The 18,053-nt window shown below is 74.3% G+C and carries 20 protein-coding genes; 18 read left to right on the top strand and 2 right to left on the bottom strand.

The features are described 5' to 3' along the window. Positions 1-116 precede the first annotated feature (116 nt). From ACFRMQ_RS12735 to ACFRMQ_RS12655, 17 genes are all read left to right on the top strand, one after another. Positions 117-1,106 carry an FKBP-type peptidyl-prolyl cis-trans isomerase gene (locus tag ACFRMQ_RS12735; RefSeq protein ID WP_380729998.1) on the top strand — a complete coding sequence of 330 codons (990 nt, stop codon included), beginning with the start codon at positions 117-119 and terminating at the stop codon, positions 1,104-1,106. 242 nt (positions 1,107-1,348) lie between these two features. Beyond that, complete coding sequence (locus ACFRMQ_RS12730; protein ID WP_380729996.1) at positions 1,349-2,668, top strand: FKBP-type peptidyl-prolyl cis-trans isomerase; 1,320 nt, start codon at positions 1,349-1,351, stop codon at positions 2,666-2,668. A 148-nt stretch (positions 2,669-2,816) separates the two neighbouring features. After that, positions 2,817-3,227, top strand: a complete 411-nt coding sequence (locus ACFRMQ_RS12725) for an FKBP-type peptidyl-prolyl cis-trans isomerase (protein WP_380729994.1) — start codon at positions 2,817-2,819, stop codon at positions 3,225-3,227. A 199-nt stretch (positions 3,228-3,426) separates the two neighbouring features. Further along, positions 3,427-4,401, top strand: a complete 975-nt coding sequence (locus ACFRMQ_RS12720; RefSeq protein WP_380729992.1) for a helix-turn-helix transcriptional regulator — start codon at positions 3,427-3,429, stop codon at positions 4,399-4,401. Then, on the top strand, positions 4,398-5,354 hold the full coding sequence (locus tag ACFRMQ_RS12715; RefSeq protein ID WP_380729990.1) for a helix-turn-helix transcriptional regulator: 957 nt from the start codon (positions 4,398-4,400) through the stop codon (positions 5,352-5,354). The genes ACFRMQ_RS12720 and ACFRMQ_RS12715 overlap by 4 nt, the downstream gene beginning before the upstream one ends. 3 nt (positions 5,355-5,357) lie before the next feature. Next, positions 5,358-5,588 carry a hypothetical protein gene (locus tag ACFRMQ_RS12710; RefSeq protein WP_030055598.1) on the top strand — a complete coding sequence of 77 codons (231 nt, stop codon included), beginning with the start codon at positions 5,358-5,360 and terminating at the stop codon, positions 5,586-5,588. Positions 5,589-5,618: 30 nt separating this feature from the next. Further along, positions 5,619-5,831 (top strand): hypothetical protein, encoded by a 213-nt coding sequence (locus ACFRMQ_RS12705; RefSeq protein WP_380729988.1) that lies wholly within the window; start codon positions 5,619-5,621, stop codon positions 5,829-5,831. Between the two features lie 218 nt (positions 5,832-6,049). Then, the gene (gene tatA / locus ACFRMQ_RS12700; protein ID WP_380729986.1) at positions 6,050-6,349 is read left to right on the top strand and encodes a Sec-independent protein translocase subunit TatA; all 300 of its coding nucleotides are present in this window, start codon (positions 6,050-6,052) and stop codon (positions 6,347-6,349) included. 127 nt (positions 6,350-6,476) lie between these two features. Next, positions 6,477-7,370, top strand: a complete 894-nt coding sequence (gene tatC, locus ACFRMQ_RS12695; RefSeq protein ID WP_380729984.1) for a twin-arginine translocase subunit TatC — start codon at positions 6,477-6,479, stop codon at positions 7,368-7,370. A gap of 103 nt (positions 7,371-7,473) precedes the next feature. Then, entirely contained in the window at positions 7,474-8,634 is a 1,161-nt protein-coding gene (locus ACFRMQ_RS12690; protein ID WP_380729981.1) for an NAD(P)/FAD-dependent oxidoreductase, read from the top strand. Between the two features lie 139 nt (positions 8,635-8,773). Then, entirely contained in the window at positions 8,774-9,091 is a 318-nt protein-coding gene (locus ACFRMQ_RS12685) for a (2Fe-2S)-binding protein (protein ID WP_380729979.1), read from the top strand. Continuing rightward, the gene (locus ACFRMQ_RS12680; RefSeq protein ID WP_380729977.1) at positions 9,072-10,520 is read left to right on the top strand and encodes an NAD(P)/FAD-dependent oxidoreductase; all 1,449 of its coding nucleotides are present in this window, start codon (positions 9,072-9,074) and stop codon (positions 10,518-10,520) included. The genes ACFRMQ_RS12685 and ACFRMQ_RS12680 overlap by 20 nt, the downstream gene beginning before the upstream one ends. Before the next feature lie 163 nt (positions 10,521-10,683). Beyond that, entirely contained in the window at positions 10,684-11,547 is an 864-nt protein-coding gene (locus ACFRMQ_RS12675) for a dihydrodipicolinate synthase family protein (protein ID WP_380730017.1), read from the top strand. Positions 11,548-11,590: 43 nt separating this feature from the next. Further along, the gene (locus ACFRMQ_RS12670) at positions 11,591-12,595 is read left to right on the top strand and encodes a proline racemase family protein (RefSeq protein WP_380729975.1); all 1,005 of its coding nucleotides are present in this window, start codon (positions 11,591-11,593) and stop codon (positions 12,593-12,595) included. 36 nt (positions 12,596-12,631) lie between these two features. Next, positions 12,632-13,987, top strand: a complete 1,356-nt coding sequence (locus tag ACFRMQ_RS12665; RefSeq protein ID WP_380729973.1) for an aldehyde dehydrogenase family protein — start codon at positions 12,632-12,634, stop codon at positions 13,985-13,987. Continuing rightward, a complete protein-coding gene (locus ACFRMQ_RS12660) occupies positions 13,987-15,015 on the top strand; it encodes a proline racemase family protein (protein ID WP_380729970.1) in 1,029 nt (342 codons plus the stop codon). The genes ACFRMQ_RS12665 and ACFRMQ_RS12660 overlap by 1 nt, the downstream gene beginning before the upstream one ends. Then, positions 15,012-15,992, top strand: coding sequence for an ornithine cyclodeaminase family protein (locus ACFRMQ_RS12655; protein ID WP_380729968.1), 981 nt, complete (start codon positions 15,012-15,014; stop codon positions 15,990-15,992). Before ACFRMQ_RS12660 ends, ACFRMQ_RS12655 begins: the two co-directional genes overlap by 4 nt. Positions 15,993-16,040: 48 nt before the next feature. On the opposite strand, the gene ACFRMQ_RS12650 is transcribed toward ACFRMQ_RS12655, so the two are convergent. Next, positions 16,041-16,373 carry a hypothetical protein gene (locus tag ACFRMQ_RS12650; protein ID WP_380729965.1) on the bottom strand — a complete coding sequence of 111 codons (333 nt, stop codon included), beginning with the start codon at positions 16,371-16,373 and terminating at the stop codon, positions 16,041-16,043. A 30-nt stretch (positions 16,374-16,403) separates the two neighbouring features. Further along, on the bottom strand, positions 16,404-17,018 hold the full coding sequence (locus ACFRMQ_RS12645; protein ID WP_380729963.1) for a TetR/AcrR family transcriptional regulator: 615 nt from the start codon (positions 17,016-17,018) through the stop codon (positions 16,404-16,406). 107 nt (positions 17,019-17,125) lie between these two features. Between ACFRMQ_RS12645 and ACFRMQ_RS12640 the strand changes: the two genes are divergently transcribed. Then, positions 17,126-18,007 (top strand): NAD(P)-dependent oxidoreductase, encoded by an 882-nt coding sequence (locus ACFRMQ_RS12640; RefSeq protein ID WP_380729961.1) that lies wholly within the window; start codon positions 17,126-17,128, stop codon positions 18,005-18,007. Positions 18,008-18,053: the final 46 nt, after the last annotated feature.

Raw genomic sequence — 18,053 nt, 5'->3', positions numbered from 1 at the left:
GTGATCAAGGCGGCATCCGGCCCCGGTGGTGCCTACCGGGGCCGGACGCGTGCCGGGCATACGCTGTCCGTCGAGTCGGGAGAGCCGACTTCGACCGACAGTTAGGACCACCCACCGTGCGCCGCACCGCCGGTTTGCTTCTGACCCTGCCGCTGCTGCTCGCGGTCGCCTGCAGCAGTTCCCCCAAGGCGGCCGGCCCGGCGACACCGTCCCCGGCGAGCGCCGCCCCGACGGTGCCCGCGCCGGTCGGGGAAGCGTCACCGATGCCCACTCTTTCGGGTGGCGGGTTCGGCAGCAAGGCCACCATCACCATCCCCGAGGGCCGGCAGCCCAGTGGCCAGTTCGTGGTGAACACGGTCAGCGAGGGCGATCGCGCCGCCGTCGGCAAGGGTGACTGGGTGACGGTCAACTACACCGCCAAGGACTGGACCACCGGCAAGGACCTGCCCAGCTCGTACGACGCCAACGGCAAGCCGCAGCTCTACCAGGCCGGCAGCGGGCAGCTGGTGCCGGCCCTCGACCAGAGCGTGATCGGCAAGAAGGTGGGCACCCGGCTGCTGGTGGTGGCCCCGCCGGAGGCGGCCTTCGGGGAGCAGGGCTCCGGCCAGCTGGGCGTCAACAAGGGCGACACCGTGGTGTTCGTGCTGGACATCATGGAGAGCCTGCCGCCGGACTCCACGCTGACCGGGACGATGGCCGAGTCGCCCGCGACGATGCCGCAGGTCAAGGACAACGGCAAGGCGCCGGCGACGATCACGGTCCCGGCCGGGCAGGCCGCGCCCACCGACCTCCAGCAGGCGGTGCTGATCAAGGGCGAGGGCAAGCAGGTCAAGAGCGGACAGACCCTGGTGGTGCAGTACACCGGGGTGCTGTGGGCGGACGGCCAGCAGTTCGACGCCTCCTGGACGCACGGGGGCGCGCAGGCGGTGCAGATCGGCACCGGCAGCGTGATCGAGGGCTGGGACAAGGGCCTGGTCGGGCAGAACGTCGGCAGCCGGGTGCTGCTGGTGGTGCCGCCGGCGCTCGGCTACCAGGACAAGGCGCAGGGCGCGGTGCCGCCGAACTCGACCCTGGTCTTCGTCATCGACATCCTGGAAGCGGTCTAGGGCCTGGCCGCCGACGAGGATCCATCGGACAGGCCCCTCGAAGTCACCCCGGGGATTCCGTACGCTTGGGCGGACGCTCGTACAACGAAGCGTCCGCCCTCATCCTGAGCTGTCATACTGCCCACGCACTGTGGCAGGCGCCGCCCGGCGCCGAGGTCCGGGGCGGGCGGTGCGACCGCAGGCCGGCGTGTCCACGCCGGGCGCAGACCTGGAAGACCTCGTGGCGAGATGGATGGGGAGTCATGACTGAGAAGACGCCGAGCCCGGGCGGGGCCGGCACCGCGGCGAACGACAGCTCCGCGGGTGACCCGGCCGCCTCTCGTCCCGGCGGCGAGGCCGGCGCCGATCGCGAGTCGATCGTCGTTCCCCCGGCGATCCTGGCGCAGCAGGCCGGCTGGGCGCAGCCCGGTGACGCGCCGCGCGCCACGGGCGGGGCCAAGACGGACGAGGCCCCGCAGATCTTCGCCTCCAACGTGCGCAAGGCCGACTCCTCGGAGGCCGGGTACGACGAGAACCCGCCCGGCGTCGGCAAGCTGGGCGTGATCCTCGGCACGGTGCTGGCCGTGCTGCTGGTCGGCAGCGGCATCACGCTCTACATGGTGAACAAGGACGGCGGGTCCAAGGACAGCGCGTCGGCCGCCAAGCCGGACGCCGCCAAGACCGCGCCGCCCACGCCGAGCGCCGAGCCGGTGCCGCCGATCAAGGACAGCGCCAAGGTGCTGCCGACCGTCACCGGCGACTTCGGCAAGAAGGCCGAGATCCAGGTGCCGGGCGAGGCGTCCGACGGCTCGTTCGTGGTCAAGGTGCTCACCGAGGGCAACGGTGCCAAGGTCGAGAAGAACTCCTGGACCTCGGTGGACTACACCGCCAAGGACTGGAACACCGGCAAGGACATCCCGAGCTCGTACGACGCCAGCGGGAAGCCGCAGATCTTCCAGGCCGGCACCGACGCCCTGATCCCGGCGCTGGACCAGGCCGTGATCGGCAAGAAGGCCGGCAGCCGGCTGCTGGTGGTGGCACCGCCGACCGCCGCCTTCGGCTCGCAGGGCAAGGCCGACATGTCGATCGGCGCCAAGGACGACCTGATCTTCGTGATCGACATCCGCAACGCCAACGCGCCCGACGCGGTGGTGAGCGGTACCGTCACCCCGCCGCCGGCGGACTTCCCGCAGGTCAAGGACAACGGCAAGAAGCCGGCCGAGATCACCCCGGTGCCCGGGGCGGCCGACCCGACCGAGCTGAAGTCGCACATCCTGATCAAGGGCACCGGCCCGAAGGTGGAGAAGGGCGAGAAGGTCGTCGTCCAGTACACCGGCGCGCTCTTCAAGGACGGCAAGGTGTTCGACTCCTCGCTCAGCAAGGGCCAGGCGTTCACCTTCCCGGTCGGCGGCGGACAGGTCATCCAGGGCTGGGACCAGGGCCTGGAGGGCCAGACGGTCGGCAGCCGGGTCGAGCTGGTGATCCCCGCCTCACTGGGCTACGGCGACAAGGGCCAGGGCGACATCCCGGCCGGCGCGACGCTGGTCTTCGTGGTGGACATCCTGGACGCCGGTCAGGGCTGAGTCACTTTCGGGTGACAATGGTGCGCGTGTGACCTTCGGGTCCGGCCTGCGTGGCCGGACCCGGACGGGCGGCGGGCGCCCGTACTGTGGTCCGCCAGGACTCGTCGTTCTGGCGGACCGGGTGCGGGCGCCTGCCGCTTGGTCGTGAATGACAGCGAATGTGAGAAGAGGGACTGTGAGCGTCAACCTCAGCGAGAAGCCCGAGATCGACTTCCCGATCGGCGACGCCCCGAAGGAGCTGCAGATCCGCGACATCGTCGTCGGTGACGGCGACGAGGCCAAGCCGGGCCACAACGTCAAGGTCCGCTACGTCGGCGTGACCTTCGAGACCGGCGAGGAGTTCGACGCGAGCTGGAACCGGAGCCCGAACGAGTTCCGTTTCCCGCTGGGCGCCGGCCGCGTCATCAAGGGCTGGGACCAGGGCGTCGCGGGCATGAAGGTCGGCGGTCGTCGCGAGCTGACCATCCCGTCGCACCTGGCGTACGGCGCCCAGTCGCCGTCGCCGCTCATCCCGGCGCACTCGACCCTGATCTTCGTGGTCGACCTGCTGGGCGTCTGAGCCGGTTGTGACCGTGGGCCGGACCCCTCCGGGGGCCCGGCCCACGGGCATGTCCGGGCCCGAACGGCACGCCGCGGGGAGCGGGCGCGAGAGGCGGCTTTTGCACCGCGTACCGCTACCGGTACGGTCGGTCCCGCCGGGTGGTGATCGCCCGGTTGGCGCACCCCGCGCGCGGCGCGGCACACCGGAAGGGTCAGCGATGGCGATCGCCAAGGCAGAGCGGCTGATGAATCTCGCCCTGTGCCTGATGAACACCAGACGTCCGCTCTCCAAGAAGGAGCTGCGGGAATCCATCGAGGCGTACCGCGAGGCCTGGCAGAACAGCAGCGAGGACGCCTTCAACCGGATGTTCGAGCGGGACAAGGACGACCTGCGCGAACTCGGCCTGGTGATCGACGTCGACGAGAGCACCCTCGACGGGGAGCTCGGCTACCTGGCCCGGGCCGACCGCAACCGGCTGCCCGAGATCGCCCTGGACGCGGAGGAGGCGGCCGCGCTGACCCTGGCCGCCCGGGTCTGGCAGCAGGCCAAGATGTCCGGCGCGGCCAGCGGCGCCCTCCAGAAGCTGCGCGCGGCCGGGGTGCCGTTCGGCGAGGCCGAGGGCCGGACCGCCCTGGAGCCGCGCATCCCGGCCCGGGAGGCCGCGTTCGAGCCGCTGCTCACCGCCGCCCGGGACCGCCGTCCGGTCACCTTCGAGTACCGCAAGGCCGGGGCCGCCGCCGTCGAGCAGCGCAGCGTCGAGCCGTGGGCGCTGGAGTGCTGGCGCGGGCACTGGTACCTGGCCGGGTACGACCGTGACCGGGGCGACGCCCGGGTGTTCCGGCTCAGCCGGATCACCGGCCGGGTGAAGGCCAGGTCCGGGGCCTTCCTCGGCACCGTGCCCGAGCACGTGGACGTCCGGGCCACCGTGGCGAAGTTCGCGGGGGAGGGGGCCACCGCCACCGCGACCGTGCGGGTCCGCCGGGGCGCCGGCTTCCCGCTGCGCACCAAGGCGCTGAACAGCACCCGGGTCGACGAGGCCTGGGACGAGCTGGAGATCCCGTACGGCAACGGGCTGGGCGCGGACCTGGCGGAGTTCGGGCCGGACGTGCTGGTGCTCGGGCCGGAGGAGCTGCGGGCGGATGTGATCGACCGGCTGCGGGCGGTCGCGGGGCTTGAAGGGGTTCGGGCATGAGCAACGCCATCGACCAGACGCGACGGATGCTGTCGCTGGTCACCTACCTGCGCGAGCGGCCGGGCGCCGAGGTCGCAGAGGTGGCCCGGGCCTTCGGGATCAGCGAGCGCGAACTGATCGGGGACCTCAACGTGCTGCCGATGTGCGGCACCAGCTTCCGCGGCGGCGACCTGCTCGACATCGACACCGACGGCGAGCGGATCTGGTGGCACAACGTCGACGACGTGGCCCAGCCGCTGCGCCTGGCCGCCGACGAGGCGACCGCGCTGCTGGTGGCCGCCCGCGCGGTGGCCGGGCTGCCGGGCCTGCGGGCCGGGGACCGGGAGGCGCTCACCCGGGCCGTCGCCAAGATCGAGAACGCCGCGGGGGAGAGCGCCGAGGGCAGTGCCCGGGTCGGCGTGACCTTCGAGGCGGAGAGCCACGTGTTCGCCGACATCGACCGCGCGCTCAGCGAGGGCCGCCGGCTCTGGCTGCGCTACTACTCGCACGGGCGCGGTGGGATGACCGAGCGCGAGGTCGACCCGATCCGGCTGCTCACCGAGGGCCACACCTACCTCGAGGCGTGGTGCCGCACCTCCGAGGACCACCGGATGTTCCGGCTCGACCGGGTCGCCGAGATCCGCGTCCTGGACGTCCCGGCCGACCCGCCCCGGCGGGAGCCGCGCGACCTGAGCGGCGGACTGGTCAACCCGGCGGCGGACGACCCGGAGGTGGTGGTCGAGGTCTCCTCCGGCGGGCGCTGGGTGGCCGAGTACTACACCCACGACCGGGCCGAGGAACTGCCCGACGGCGGGCTTCGGATCACCCTGCGCAGTGCCGATCCCTCCCAGCTGCGCCCGCTGGCGCTGCGGCTGGGCCGGGACGGCCGGATCGTCTCGCCGCCCGCACTGGCCGAGCAGGCGCGTTCGGCCGCGCGGGAGGCGCTGGCCGCCTACGGGGAGGGGCGGGACTGAGCGGTGGAACCCGGGACCAGATTCAAGGTGTACTGCTCGGAGTGCCGGGAGAAGGTGGAGCTCCCGGCCGAGGAGTTCCGCCTGACCCTCGGTCGCACCCCGGCCCAGGCGCACTACAGCTTCGGCTGCCCGCGGTGCGGGGCGGCGGTGCGCAAGCCGGCCGGGGAGAAGATCGTCGAGGCGCTCACCGGGGCCGGGGTGCGCACCATGCGGCTCGTCCCGGCGGAGGGCTGACGGCCGTACGGCCCGTATAGGCTGGGGCGCATGTCCTGGATGCTCGTCGCCGCCGTCCTGCTCGCCACCGCGGGCCTGCTGGTCCTCGGGGTCCTCGCGATCCGGCTCTGGCTGGACGTGCGGGCGCTCGCCGAGGGCGTGGACCAGGCCTCGCGGGCACTGGCCGCGGCGGCGGAGGAGCTGGCGGACGCGATGCCGGGCGTCGTGGTCCAGGACGCCGAGCGGGGCGTCCCGGTTCCCTAGGACGCGAATCGTCGGAGACCGCCTAGCACAGCCGGGCTCCCGGCGGTACGGGGGCTGCTCCACACGGGTGAGGGCGGGTTACGCTCTCAGGTGGCTCCTGAACCGTGTACCGGGGGCCGCTGTCCTGTTCGGGCGGTCGTCGTCGTGGCGTCATCCGCAGCGGTTACCATCCGCAGCGGACGGGCCGGTCGGGCCGCCGAGACTGAAGGTGGTCGCGCATGCGCATCTCGATGACCGCGATCGTGGTGATCGTGGTACTCGCCATCGTGCTGTTCGGAGCCAAGCGGCTGCCGGAGGTGGCGCGCTCGCTGGGCAAGTCGATGCGGATCCTGAAGAGCGAGGCCAAGGCGATGCGGTCGGACGGCGAGTCCGAGCAGCCGGCCCGGCCCGCTCCGGCACCGGTGGACGGCGGCGCGAGCAGGACCGTCCAGGCCGCTCCGGGCGCTTCGGCCACGGCCCGTCCGGTGAACGATTCCGCCGCCGGGGCCTCCGCGCCCGACGGCGACCGCCCGCACTGAGCGCGGCGCACGTGACGTACGCGACTTCGGAGGCCCGTCGACCGGCGGGCCCCCACGCACGAGTTGAGGACCGGGGTTGAGCAAGCTCTCCAAGGCGCCGAAGGCGTCAAAAGATCCTGAGGGGCGGATGGCCCTCGCCGATCACCTGCGGGAACTGCGCAACCGGGTGATCAAGTCGGTCCTGGCGATCGTGCTGATCACCATCGTGGCGGCGATCTACCACAAGCAGCTGGAGGACCTGCTGCTGAAGCCGCTGCCGCGCTGTGACACCAAGGAGCTGGCCGAGCACTACCACGGCAAGTGCGCCCAGGTCTCCAACATCGGTCTGACCTCCGGTTTCACCTGGATGCTCAAGGTGGCCCTGACGGCCGGCGTGGTCGCGACCGTGCCGATCTGGCTGTACCAGCTCTGGGCCTTCGTGGCGCCGGGCCTGCACAGGCACGAGAAGAAGTACACGGTCGTCTTCCTGCTCTGCGGGACGCCGCTGTTCCTGGCGGGCGTGGCCGTGGCCATCCTGGTGCTGCCGACCACGGTCGACGTGTTGATCTCGTTCACGCCGAACAACACCACGCCGATCCTGCCGCCCGAGGACTACTTCGACATCGCCACCCGGATGGTGCTGGTCTTCGGCCTGGCCTTCGAGTTCCCGCTGCTGCTGGTGATGCTGAACGTCATCGGCATGGTCACCGGCAAGCGGCTGCTGGGCTGGTGGCGCGGCATGGTCATGGGCATCACGGTGTTCGCGGCCTTCGCCACGCCGAGCGCCGAACCGCTGAGCATGCTGGCGCTGGCCGCGCCGATCTGGGCGCTGTACTTCGTCGCGGTGGGGGTCGCGCTCCTCAACGACAAGCGCAGGCGCCGCAACAACCCGGACGCGGACCTGGACGACGAGGAGGCCTCGCAGGTGGACCTCTCGGTGCAGTCGGTGGCCGGGGCGGAGATGGTCGAGGCCTCCGCGGCTCCGGCGGCCGGTGCGGCGCTGCCGGCGTCCCGCCGCGACGAGATGGACGACATCACCTGATCCGGTAGGCCTGGAGGAGCCCCGGTCCGCCGCCGTCGAGCGGTGGGCCGGGGCTTTTCGTCGCCCTCTGGTCAGAGTCGATGGAATGTGACATATTACTGGTGTGCTGAAGAACCGGAGACCTCCCCTGGACGTCGTCGTGGTCGGCGCCGGTGTGGTCGGCGCCGCCTGCGCCTACTACGCCGCCCGCGCCGGGCTCGCCGTCGCCGTCGTGGACCGCGGGCCGGTGGCCGGCGGCACCACCGGCGCGGGCGAGGGCAACCTGCTGGTCTCCGACAAGGAGCCCGGCCCCGAACTCGGCCTCGCCCTGCTCAGCACCCGGCTCTGGCGCGAACTCGCCGAGCTGCTCGGCCCGGCGATCGAGTACGAGGCCAAGGGCGGCCTGGTGGTCGCCTCGACCGCCGCCGGACAGGACGCGCTGCGGGCCTTCGCGGCCGCGCAGCGGGAGGCCGGAGTCGAGGCCGAGGAGGTGCCCGGCGAGCGGCTGCGCGAGCTGGAGCCCCACCTCGCCGAGGGCCTGGCCGGAGGCTTCCACTACCCGCAGGACGCCCAGGTCCAGCCCGCCCTCGCCGCCGCCCACCTGCTGCGCGAGGCCCGTCGGCTGGGCGCCGAGCTGATCACCGGGGAGAGCGTGACGGCGGTGGACCGAGGCCCGGACGGCGCCGTGCGCGGGGTGCGGACCGACCGGCGGAGCCTGGCCGCGCCCGCCGTGGTGAACGCCGCCGGGACCTGGGGCGGCGAGCTGGCCGCGATGGCCGGGGTGCATCTGCCGGTGCTGCCCCGACGCGGCTTCGTGCTGGTCACCGAGCCGCTGCCGCGGGTCGTCCGGCACAAGGTGTACGCCGCCGACTACGTGGCCAACGTGGCCAGCGGATCGGCCGGGCTGGAGACCTCCGCCGTGATCGAGGGCACCCCGGGAGGGCCGGTGCTGATCGGCGCCAGCCGGGAACGGGTCGGCTTCGACCGCACGCTCTCCCAGGAGGTGCTGCGGCGGCTGGCCGTCCAGGCCGCGGAGCTCTTCCCGGTGCTCGCCGACGTCACCGTGCTGCGCGCCTACCGGGGCTTCCGCCCGTACCTGCCGGACCACCTGCCGGCCATCGGGGCGGACCCCCGGGTGCCCGGGCTGTACCACGCCTGCGGGCACGAAGGGGCCGGCATCGGGCTGGCCCCGGCGACCGGGCTGTTGATCAGCGAGCAGCTCACCGGCAAGCAGCCGGAACAGGATCTCGCCCCGTTCCGGGCGGACCGCTTCCCGGCCGGGTGACGGCCCGGCCGGGAAACCACCCGGACGTGTGAAGTTCCCCGTTGGACCCGTGAGATGGACCCGTGAGATGGACCCGTGAGACGGACCCGCCCGTGAGTCGGGTCCGTGAGCTGGACTCGTGAGATTGGAGAGGCCGCCGATGCGCCGCCGCACCCCCGCCGGGCTGGTCGAGGCCGAGCCCGGGCCCGCCCACCTGATCGAGTTCGACGGGCGGCCCGTCCCCGCGCTGCCCGGTCAGTCGATCGCCGCCGCGCTCTGGGCCGACGGCGTGCTCGCCTGGCGCACCACCCGGGTCGGGGGGAAGCCGCGCGGGGCGTTCTGCGGCATCGGCGCCTGCTTCGACTGCCTGGCCACCGTGGACGGCCGCCCCAACCAGCGCACCTGCCTGCTGCCCGCCGAACCGGGCACCACCGTCACCACCCAGGAGGGCCACGGCCGTGCCGACCTCGCCGTCTGAGACCTTCGACCTCGCCGTGGTGGGCGCCGGACCGGCCGGGCTGGCCGCCGCCGTCGCCGCCGCCGACCTCGGGCTGAGCTGCGTCCTGCTGGACGGCGGGCAGCGCACCGGCGGCCAGTACTACCGCCACCCGGCGCCCGGGCTGGGCGCGGCCCGGCCGGACCGGCTGCACCACGGCTGGTCCGTCTACACCGGCCTGGCCGAACGGCTGGACGCCTCGCCGCGGGCCGAGTTCCGGGGCGGCCACCAGGTCTGGGCGCTGGAGCGCACCGGGGACGGCTTCGCGCTGCACGTGACCCGTGGGCCGGAAGGCGCCGACCGGGCCACCGTCCGGTCCCGCTCGGTGCTGCTCGCCACCGGCGCGTACGAGCGGCAGCTGCCGTTCCCCGGCTGGACGCTGCCCGGGGTGGTCACCGCGGGCGGCGCCCAGGCCATGCTCAAGGCCGGGCTGGTGCTGCCCGGGAAGCGGATCGTGGTGGCCGGCAGCGGACCGCTGCTGCTCGCGGCGGCCTCCTCGCTGGTCGCCGCCGGGGCCGAGGTGCCCGCCGTGGTCGAGGCCACCGGCTACCTCGGGTACGTCCGGCGCCCCGGCGTGCTGGCGGGCGTGCCCGGCAAGCTGGTCGAGGGCGCCGGGCACGGCAGTGCGCTGCTGCGGCACGGCGTCCGGCTCCGCCCGCGCGGAGCGGTGGTCGAGGCGCACGGGACGGACCGGGTCACCGGTGTCACGGTGGCCCGGCTGGACGCCGACTGGCGGCCGGTGCCCGGCACGGAACGGCGGATCGACTGCGACGCGCTCGCCGTGGGCCACGGGCTGCTGCCGCAGATCGACCTGGCCACCGAGCTGGGCGCGCGGACCCGTAACGGACCGGACGGCGCGGTCGCGCTGGCGGTGGACGCCCGGCTGCGCACCAGCGTGCCCGGGCTCTGGTCGGCGGGGGAGACCAACGGCGTCGGCGGCGCCGACCTCGCCCTCGTCGAGGGCGAGCTGGCCGCGCACGCCGTCGCCGGGGCGCGGCCCGCGTCCGGGCTGCTGCGCCGCCGGGCGCGGCTGCGGGCCTTCGCCGAGCTGATGGCCGCCGCCCACCGGCCGGGCCCCGGCTGGACCGGCTGGCTGCGCCCGGACACCGACGTCTGCCGGTGTGAGGAGGTGCCGGTCGCGGCGATCCGGGAGGCCGTCGACGAGCTGGGCGCGGGTGATCCGCGCACCGTCAAGCTGCTCACCAGGGCCGGGATGGGCTGGTGCCAGGGCCGGATGTGCGGCCCGGCGGTGGCCTGTCTGGCGGGTGCGGGTGCGGGTGCGGGTGCGGATGACGGCTCGGGCTCGGGTGGGCCTGGGCCGGGCCCGGACCGGCGGCCGCTGGGCTGCCCGGTGCCGCTCTCCCAGCTGGCGGCGGGCCCCCTCCCCGAGCGGGGCCCCGTACCCGAGTAGGCCCCCGTGGGCAGGGCCCCGTCCCCGAGTGGGGCCTCTCTGTCTTCCGGGTGGGCCGGGGAGCTTGTCTCCGGCCCGATCCGGCTTATAAAATGTCACACCTCATCAAGGAGTCCACGTGTCCATCACCTCGCACGACACCTCCCGCCCCTGGCGCGGAATCATGGTCGCCACCACGCTGCCGCTGCGACCGGACCACTCCGTCGACTACGACGCCTACGCCGAGCACGTCCGCTGGCTGATCGACTCCGGCTGCGAGGGCGTCGTCCCCAACGGCTCGCTGGGCGAGTACCAGACGCTGACCGCCGAGGAGCGCGCCCGGGTGGTCGAGGTCGCGGTCGAGGCGGCCGGCGACGGCTCCCGGGTGATGCCCGGGGTGGCCGCGTACGGCAGCGCCGAGTCCCGCCGCTGGGCCGAGCAGGCCGCCGAGGCCGGCGCCGGCTCGGTGCTGCTGCTGCCGCCCAACGCCTACCGGGCCGACCACGCCTCGGTGCGCGCCCACTACGCCGAGGTCGCCAAGGCGGGCCTGCCGGTCGTGGCGTACAACAACCCGATCGACACCAAGGTGGACCTCGTCCCCGCGCTGCTCGCCCGACTGCACGGCGAGGGCTCGATCGTCGCGGTCAAGGAGTTCAGCGGCGACGTCCGCCGGGCGTACGAGATCGCCGAGCTGGCCCCCGGGCTCGACCTGCTGATCGGCGCCGACGACGTGCTGCTGGAGCTCGCGCTGGCCGGCGCGGTCGGCTGGATCGCCGGCTACCCGAACGCGCTGCCGGAGGCCTCGGTGGCGCTCTACGACGCCGCCGTCCGGCACGACCTGGAGAGCGCGCTGCCGCTCTACAAGGCGCTGCACTCGCTGCTGCGCTGGGACTCCAAGACCGAGTTCGTCCAGGCGATCAAGCTCTCGATGGACATCGCCGGGCGCCCCGGCGGCCCGGTGCGGGCTCCGCGGGTGCCGCTCTCCCCGGAGACCGAGGCGGCCGTGCGCGCGGCCACCGAGAAGGCGCTGGCCGACGGCCTCGTCTGATCCGACCACTCAACCATCCGATCCTGTACGGGAGTCGTGACCCATGCGCAGCCGTCATGTGTTCCACGCCGTCGACTCGCACACCGAGGGCATGCCGACCCGGGTGATCACCGGGGGCTTCGGCGTCATCCCCGGGGCCACCATGGCCGAGCGCCGGGTGCACTTCCAGGAGCACCTGGACCACTTCCGTACCCTGCTGATGTACGAGCCGCGCGGCCACGCGGCGATGAGCGGCGCGATCCTCCAGCCGCCGACCCGGCCGGACGCCGACTTCGGGGTGCTCTACATCGAGGTCTCCGGACTGCTGCCGATGTGCGGCCACGGCACCATCGGGGTCGCCACCGTGCTGGTCGAGACCGGGATGGTGCCGGTGGTCGAGCCGGTCACCACCGTCCGGCTGGACACCCCGGCCGGGCTGGTGGTCGCCGAGGTGAGGGTCGAGGACGGCGCCGCGAAGGCGGTGACCATCCGCAACGTGCCGTCCTACTCGGTCGCCCTGGACCGCAAGATCGAGGTGCCCGGCTACGGCGCGGTGACCTACGACCTCGCGTACGGCGGCAACTTCTACGCCATCCTGCCGCTCGCCGAGTTCGGGCTGCCCTTCGAGCGCGAGCACAAGCAGGAGATCCTGGACGCGGGCCTGGCGATGATGGCGGCGATCAACGCGGCCCCGGACCGGCCGGTCCACCCGGAGAACCCCTCCATCCACGGGTGCCACCACGTCCAGCTGCTCGCCCCGGGCTCCACCGCCGAGCACTCCCGGCACGCGATGGCCATCCACCCCGGCTGGTTCGACCGCTCGCCCTGCGGCACCGGCACCTCGGCCCGGATGGCCCAGCTGCACGCGCGCGGCGAACTGCCGCTCGGGCAGGACTTCCGCAACGACTCCTTCATCGGGACCACCTTCACCGGGCGGCTGGTGGAGGAGACCGAAGTGGCGGGACTGCCCGCGGTGGTGCCCACCGTCACCGGGCGGGCCTGGATCACCGGCACCGCCCAGTACTTCCTCGACCCGAGCGACCCGTTCCCGGCGGGCTTCCTGCTCTGACCTCCCCGTACGAACCTCTCCCGAAGGGCCGCCGCCGTGACCATCACCTCGTACAACCCCGCCGATCCGGAGGACCTGCTGGTCGCCGTCGAGGAGCCCGGCGCCGAGGCCGTGCGGGCCGCCGTCGGGCGGGCCCGGGCGGCGCAGGGCGGCTGGCTCGCCGCCGGGGCGGCCGGCCGGTCGGCGGCGCTCGGCCGGATCGCGGACGCCGTGGAGGCGCACGCCCGGGAGCTGGCCGCGCTGATCGTGCGCGAGGTCGGCAAGCCCGCGGCCGAGGCGGCCGGCGAGGTCGCCCGGACGGCGGCGATCTGGCGCTACTACGCGCAGGCGCCGTACGCGCCGTCCGGGGCGGTGCACGAGACCGCCGCCGGGCCCGGGCTGCTGCTCACCCGGCGCCGCCCGTACGGGGTGGCCGGGCTGATCGCACCGTGGAACTTCCCGCTGGCGATCCCGAGCTGGAAGGCCGCGCCGGCCCTCGCGGTCGGCAACGCGGTGGTGCTCAAGCCCGCGCCCGAGGCGACGGCCTGCGCGCTGCGGCTGGCGGAGCTGGCCGGGCTCCCCGAGGACGTGTTCACGGTGCTGCCCGGCGGGGCGGAGGAGGGCGCGGCGCTGGTCGACGCGGCGGACGTGGTCTCCTTCACCGGCTCGACCGGCGTCGGCCGGGCCGTGGTGCGGGCCGCGACCGGGCGCGGGGTGCCGGTGCAGGCCGAACTCGGCGGGCTGAACGCCGCGTTGGTGCTGCCGGACGCCGACATCGAGCTCGCCGCCGGGCACCTCGCGGCGGCCATCGCCGGGTACGCCGGGCAGAAGTGCACCGCCACCAGCCGGGTGATCGCGGTCGGCGCCGCCTACGAGCCGCTGCGCGAGGCGCTGGTCAAGGCGCTCGCGGCGGTCGACGACACGGTCTGCGGACCGGTGATCAACCGCGCCGCGCGGGAGCGGCTGACCGGCGCCGTCTCCTCGGCGGCCGGGGCCGGGGCCGTGGTGCTGACGGGCGGCGGGGTGCCCGAGCGGGCCGGCTGGTACGTCGAGCCGACCCTGCTCGCCGACGTCCCGGCCGAACACCCGCTGGCCCGCGAGGAGTTCTTCGGCCCGGTCGCGGTGCTGCACGCCGCGGCCGACCTGGACGAGGCGATCGCGCTCGCCAACGACACCCCGCACAGCCTCTCCACCTCGGTGCACACCCGCGACCTGGACGTGGCGCTGGCCGCCGCCGACCGACTGGACGCGGGCATGATCCGGATCAACGCCCCGTCCAGCGGGGTCGACTTCCACCTGCCGTTCGGCGGGGCCAAGGGCGCGAGCCACGGCGACCGCGAACAGGGCCAGGCGGCACTGGACTTCTACACCGTCAGCCGGACCGTGAGCGTGCTGCCGGGCGGGGGCGCCTGATGTTCGTCCGCACCGTCGACTACCACACGGCCGGCGAGCCGTTCCGGATCGTGCTGGACGGCGCGCCGCCGATCCCCGGTGACACCGTCGCCGAGCGTCGGGCCATCGCACTCGGCGCCGGCGGCAGCGCGACCGCACCCCGGCCGAGCCCGCTGGACACCGTCCGCCGGCTGCTCACCCGGGAGCCGCGCGGCCACGCCGGGATGTACGGCGGCTTCCTGGTGCCGCCGGACGACGACGAGGCGCACCTCGGGGTGCTGTTCTGGCACAAGGACGGCTACTCCACCGCCTGCGGGCACGGCACCATCGCGCTCGGCGCCTGGGCGGTGGACTCCGGCCTGGTGGCGGCCCCGGCGGACGGCGTGGCGCGGGTGCGGATCGACGTGCCGTCCGGCCGGGTCACCGCACTGGTGCACCGGTCGGGCGGGCGGACCGTCGGGGTGACCTTCCGCAACGTGCCCACCCGGGTGGCGGAGCCGAAGCTGCCGGTGGAGACCTCGCGCGGCACCGTCGAGGTCGCGGTGGCGCACTCCGGCGCCTGCTACGCCTCGGTGCCGGCGGCCGCGTTGGGGCTCGCCGTGGAACCCGACCAGCTGCCCGAACTCACCGCCGTGGGGCGGGAGATCAGATCCGCGCTGGCCGGCTCGGCGGCGGTCGCGCACCCGACGGACCCCCTGCTGTCGGGTGTGTACGGGGTCGTGCTGTACGACGAACTCCCCTCGATCGACGGTGAGTTGAACCAGCGGAACGTCACCGTGTTCGCGGACGGGCAGATCGACCGATCGCCCTGCGGCTCCGGCACCTCCGCCCGGCTCGCCGTGCTCGCGGCCGAGGGGCGGCTGGCCCCCGGCGAGCCGCTGCGGCACGAGTCCGTCATCGGCACCGTCTTCACCGGCCGCTACCTGCCGGGCGGCGACCCGCGCGGCGAGGGCGTGGTCACCGAGGTCGGCGGGACGGCGTTCCGCACCGGCGAGCACGGCTTCGTCCTGGAGCCGGGCGACGAGCTGGGAACGGGGTTCCTGCTGTGAACCCGAACGCGTCCTCCGGTACGGGGGCCGTGCCGCTCCGGCACCTCGTGCCCGGGGGGACCTCCCGGCCGCCGGGCCGGGAGAGCACCGGCGGGGTCGGGCCCGCCGAGGCGGTGGGGGCGATCGAGCGGGTGCTGCTGGACGGGTTCGACCCGGAGGCGGCACCCGCCCGATCGGCCGTACCGGTCCCCGCCGGGGAACTGCTGCTGATGCCGGCCGCCGCCGGACCGTACGCGGGCGTGAAGATCGCCGGGGTGGCGCCGGCCAACCCGGAACGGGGGCTGCCCCGGATCACCGGCAGCTACCTGCTGCTGGACGGGCCCACCCTGCAGCCGGTCGCGCTGCTGGACGGCGCCGCGCTCACCGCGCTGCGCACGCCCGCCGTCACCGCGGCCGCGCTGCGGCGGCTGGCGCCGCCGGAGGCCGAGCACCTGGTGCTGTTCGGCTCCGGGCCGCAGGCCTACGGACACCTGGACGCGCTGCTCGCCGTCCGGCCGCTGACCCGGCTCACCGTGGTGGCGCGCGACGCCGGGCGGGCGCGGGCGCTGGCGGCGTACGGGCACGGGCTCGGCCTGACGGCCGGCGTCGGCGGGCCGGAGGCGGTGGCCTCGGCGGACCTGGTGGTCTGCTGCACCACCGCGCGCACACCGCTGTTCGACGGCACGCTGGTGCCCGCGCACGCGGTGGTGGCGGCGGTCGGCTCGCACGAGCCGGACGCGCGGGAGGTGGACGCGGCGCTGGTCCACCGTGCCGAGCTGTACGTGGAGGCGCGGGCGGTCGCGGCCCGGGAGGCCGGGGACCTGCTGATGGCGGGCGTGGCCGGGCGGCGGCTGTGGAACCTCGCGGAGCTGGTGCGCGGCGAGACACCGGTGCCGGACGGGCGGCCGCGGTTCTTCAAGAGCGTCGGGATGGCCTGGGAGGACCTGGCGGTCGCGGCGGAGGTGTACCGGCGGTCCGGGGGCGGTTCGACACCGTAGCGGAGCCGGCGGTCGGTCCCCGGATCGGTCTCCGGATCAGTCCCTGGATCAGTCCCCGAGGAGGCAGAGCCAGCTGCCCGGGGTGGCGGCGCAGTGGGCGAGCAGGTTGCGCAGGTCGCGCACGGCCGCCCGCTGCGCCTCGCTGGTGCAGCGGGCGAGCAGGGCGGTGGCCTCCTCGAAGGCGGCGCCCGCGTCCTGCTCGTTGAACAGGGTGTCGCCGTACGGGTCGATCCGGCCGAGCCGGTGGTCGGACGGCCGGGCGTGTTCCGCGAGCGCCTCGGCGAGGCCGCCGCCGTGGCAGGTCGACAGGTGCAGCATGGCGGGGCCGCCGCGGCGGCCGCCCTGCGGACGGCCGTCGTACAGCGCCACTTCGATCGACAAGTCCGTTGCTCCTGACGGGAGTCGGGCGTTTCAGCGGTAGGTCGAGAGCAGCCGGGCCAGGTGCCGGCCGGTGACCAGCAGGGGCTCCTCGCTGCGGGCGACCTGGGCGGCGAGCTCGGCGCCTTCGAGGGTGTTGATGACGGTGCCGGCCAGTTCGCGGGCGTCCTCCTCGCCGATGCCGGAGGCGCGCAGCCGTTCCTCCACGATGGCCCGCCAGTTGGTGAAGGCCTCGGCCACGGCCTGCTCGATCACCGGCGCCCGGCCGATGGTCTCCAGCGCGGTGCTGGTGATCGGGCAGCCGTCCTGCCAGTCGGAGGCGCGCAGTTCGGTGGCGAGCAGCCGGGTGCAGGCGGTCATCGCCTCGCCGAGGTCCGCCGAGGAGTCCAGCCCGGCCCGCAGCAGGACGGCGAACTCCTCGTCCCCGTGCCGGATCGCCTCGGCGGCCAACTCCTGCTTGCCGCCCGGGAAGAAGTGGTAGACGGAGCCGAGGGTGGCCCCGGCGTCGCGGGAGATCTGCTTGATTCCGGTGCCCTCGTACCCCTGGCGTTGCAGCAGTCGGGAGGTGGCCCGGACGATCCGCTCGCGGGTGCCGACGGTGACGGTCTTCTCCGGCGTCTTCGCGGCGGTCTTCTCGGGCGTCTTCACGGCGTGATCCTATCCGATGGGATGAATAGAGCGTTCGTTCTAGGGCTGTGCTAGCGTCGGCTCCGGCGCTCTGGATAGAGCGTTCGTTCCAGAGGAGGGGAAGACGCATGTCCGTGGAGCAGCGGTCGAAGAGTTCCGTGACGGTGATCGGGCTCGGCCCGATGGGGAGGGCCATGGCAGGGGCGTTCCTGGACGCCGGGTACGCCGTCACGGTGTGGAACCGCACGGCCGGGCGGGCCGACGAACTGGTCGCCAGGGGGGCGGAGCGCGCGCCGAGCGCGGAGGCGGCGGTGGCGGCGAACGAACTGGTGGTGCTCAGCCTCACCGACTACGACGCGGCTCTCGCCGTCCTGGGGTCGGCGGAGCCGGCGCTGGCGGGGAAGACCGTGGCGAACCTCGGCTCGGACACCCCCGAGCGGGCCCGGGAGGTCGCCGGCTGGCTCGCCGAGCGCGGGGCCGGGCATCTGACCGGCGGGGTGCAGGTGCCGCCGTCGGGCATCGGCAGCCCCGGGTCGTCCGCCTTCTACAGCGGACCGGCCGAGCTGTTCGAGCGGCACCGGGCCGCGCTGGAGGTGCTCACCGGGGCCGACTACCGGGGCGAGGACCCGGGGCTGGCGCAGCTGTACTACCAGATCCAGATGGACCTCTTCTGGACCTCGATGGTCGGCTACCTGCACGCCACCGCGATCGCCGAGGCCAACGGCATCCCGGCCGAGGACTTCCGGCCGTACGCCGTCTCCACCGCCTCGCTGCTGCCGGGGATGGTCGAGTTCTACGCGCCGCGGATCACCGCCGGGGACCACCGCGGGGACGTCGACCGGCTGACCATGGCGCTCGCGAGCATCGAGCACGTGCGGCACACCGTCGAGGCCTCCGGGGTGGACGGCGCGCTGCCGGCACTGCTGGCGGAGACGGTCCGGCGGGGCGTCGAGGCCGGGAACGGCGGGGCCAGCCTGAGCACCCTGGTGGAGCAGTTCCGCCGGGCGTAGCCCTGCGTGCGGGTGGCGGACCGCGCGCCGTCGGCCGCTCTCGCGG

This window comes from Kitasatospora sp. NPDC056783 (assembly GCF_042789895.1).
Taxonomy (GTDB): domain Bacteria; phylum Actinomycetota; class Actinomycetes; order Streptomycetales; family Streptomycetaceae; genus Kitasatospora.
This window is presented reverse-complemented; position numbering and strand designations above follow the sequence as displayed.

Excerpts from the sequence above, each read along its gene's own strand:
- ACFRMQ_RS12730 (WP_380729996.1), top strand. The coding sequence starts at position 1,349 with ATGACTGAGAAGACGCCGAGCCCGGGCGGGGCCGGCACCGCGGCGAAC.
- ACFRMQ_RS12725 (WP_380729994.1), top strand. The coding sequence starts at position 2,817 with ATGACAGCGAATGTGAGAAGAGGGACTGTGAGCGTCAACCTCAGCGAG.
- ACFRMQ_RS12720 (WP_380729992.1), top strand. The coding sequence starts at position 3,427 with ATGGCGATCGCCAAGGCAGAGCGGCTGATGAATCTCGCCCTGTGCCTG.
- ACFRMQ_RS12715 (WP_380729990.1), top strand. The coding sequence starts at position 4,398 with ATGAGCAACGCCATCGACCAGACGCGACGGATGCTGTCGCTGGTCACC.
- ACFRMQ_RS12705 (WP_380729988.1), top strand. The coding sequence starts at position 5,619 with ATGTCCTGGATGCTCGTCGCCGCCGTCCTGCTCGCCACCGCGGGCCTG.
- tatA (WP_380729986.1), top strand. The coding sequence starts at position 6,050 with ATGCGCATCTCGATGACCGCGATCGTGGTGATCGTGGTACTCGCCATC.
- tatC (WP_380729984.1), top strand. The coding sequence starts at position 6,477 with ATGGCCCTCGCCGATCACCTGCGGGAACTGCGCAACCGGGTGATCAAG.
- ACFRMQ_RS12685 (WP_380729979.1), top strand. The coding sequence starts at position 8,774 with ATGCGCCGCCGCACCCCCGCCGGGCTGGTCGAGGCCGAGCCCGGGCCC.
- ACFRMQ_RS12675 (WP_380730017.1), top strand. The coding sequence starts at position 10,684 with ATGGTCGCCACCACGCTGCCGCTGCGACCGGACCACTCCGTCGACTAC.
- ACFRMQ_RS12670 (WP_380729975.1), top strand. The coding sequence starts at position 11,591 with ATGCGCAGCCGTCATGTGTTCCACGCCGTCGACTCGCACACCGAGGGC.
- ACFRMQ_RS12660 (WP_380729970.1), top strand. The coding sequence starts at position 13,987 with ATGTTCGTCCGCACCGTCGACTACCACACGGCCGGCGAGCCGTTCCGG.
- ACFRMQ_RS12640 (WP_380729961.1), top strand. The coding sequence starts at position 17,126 with ATGTCCGTGGAGCAGCGGTCGAAGAGTTCCGTGACGGTGATCGGGCTC.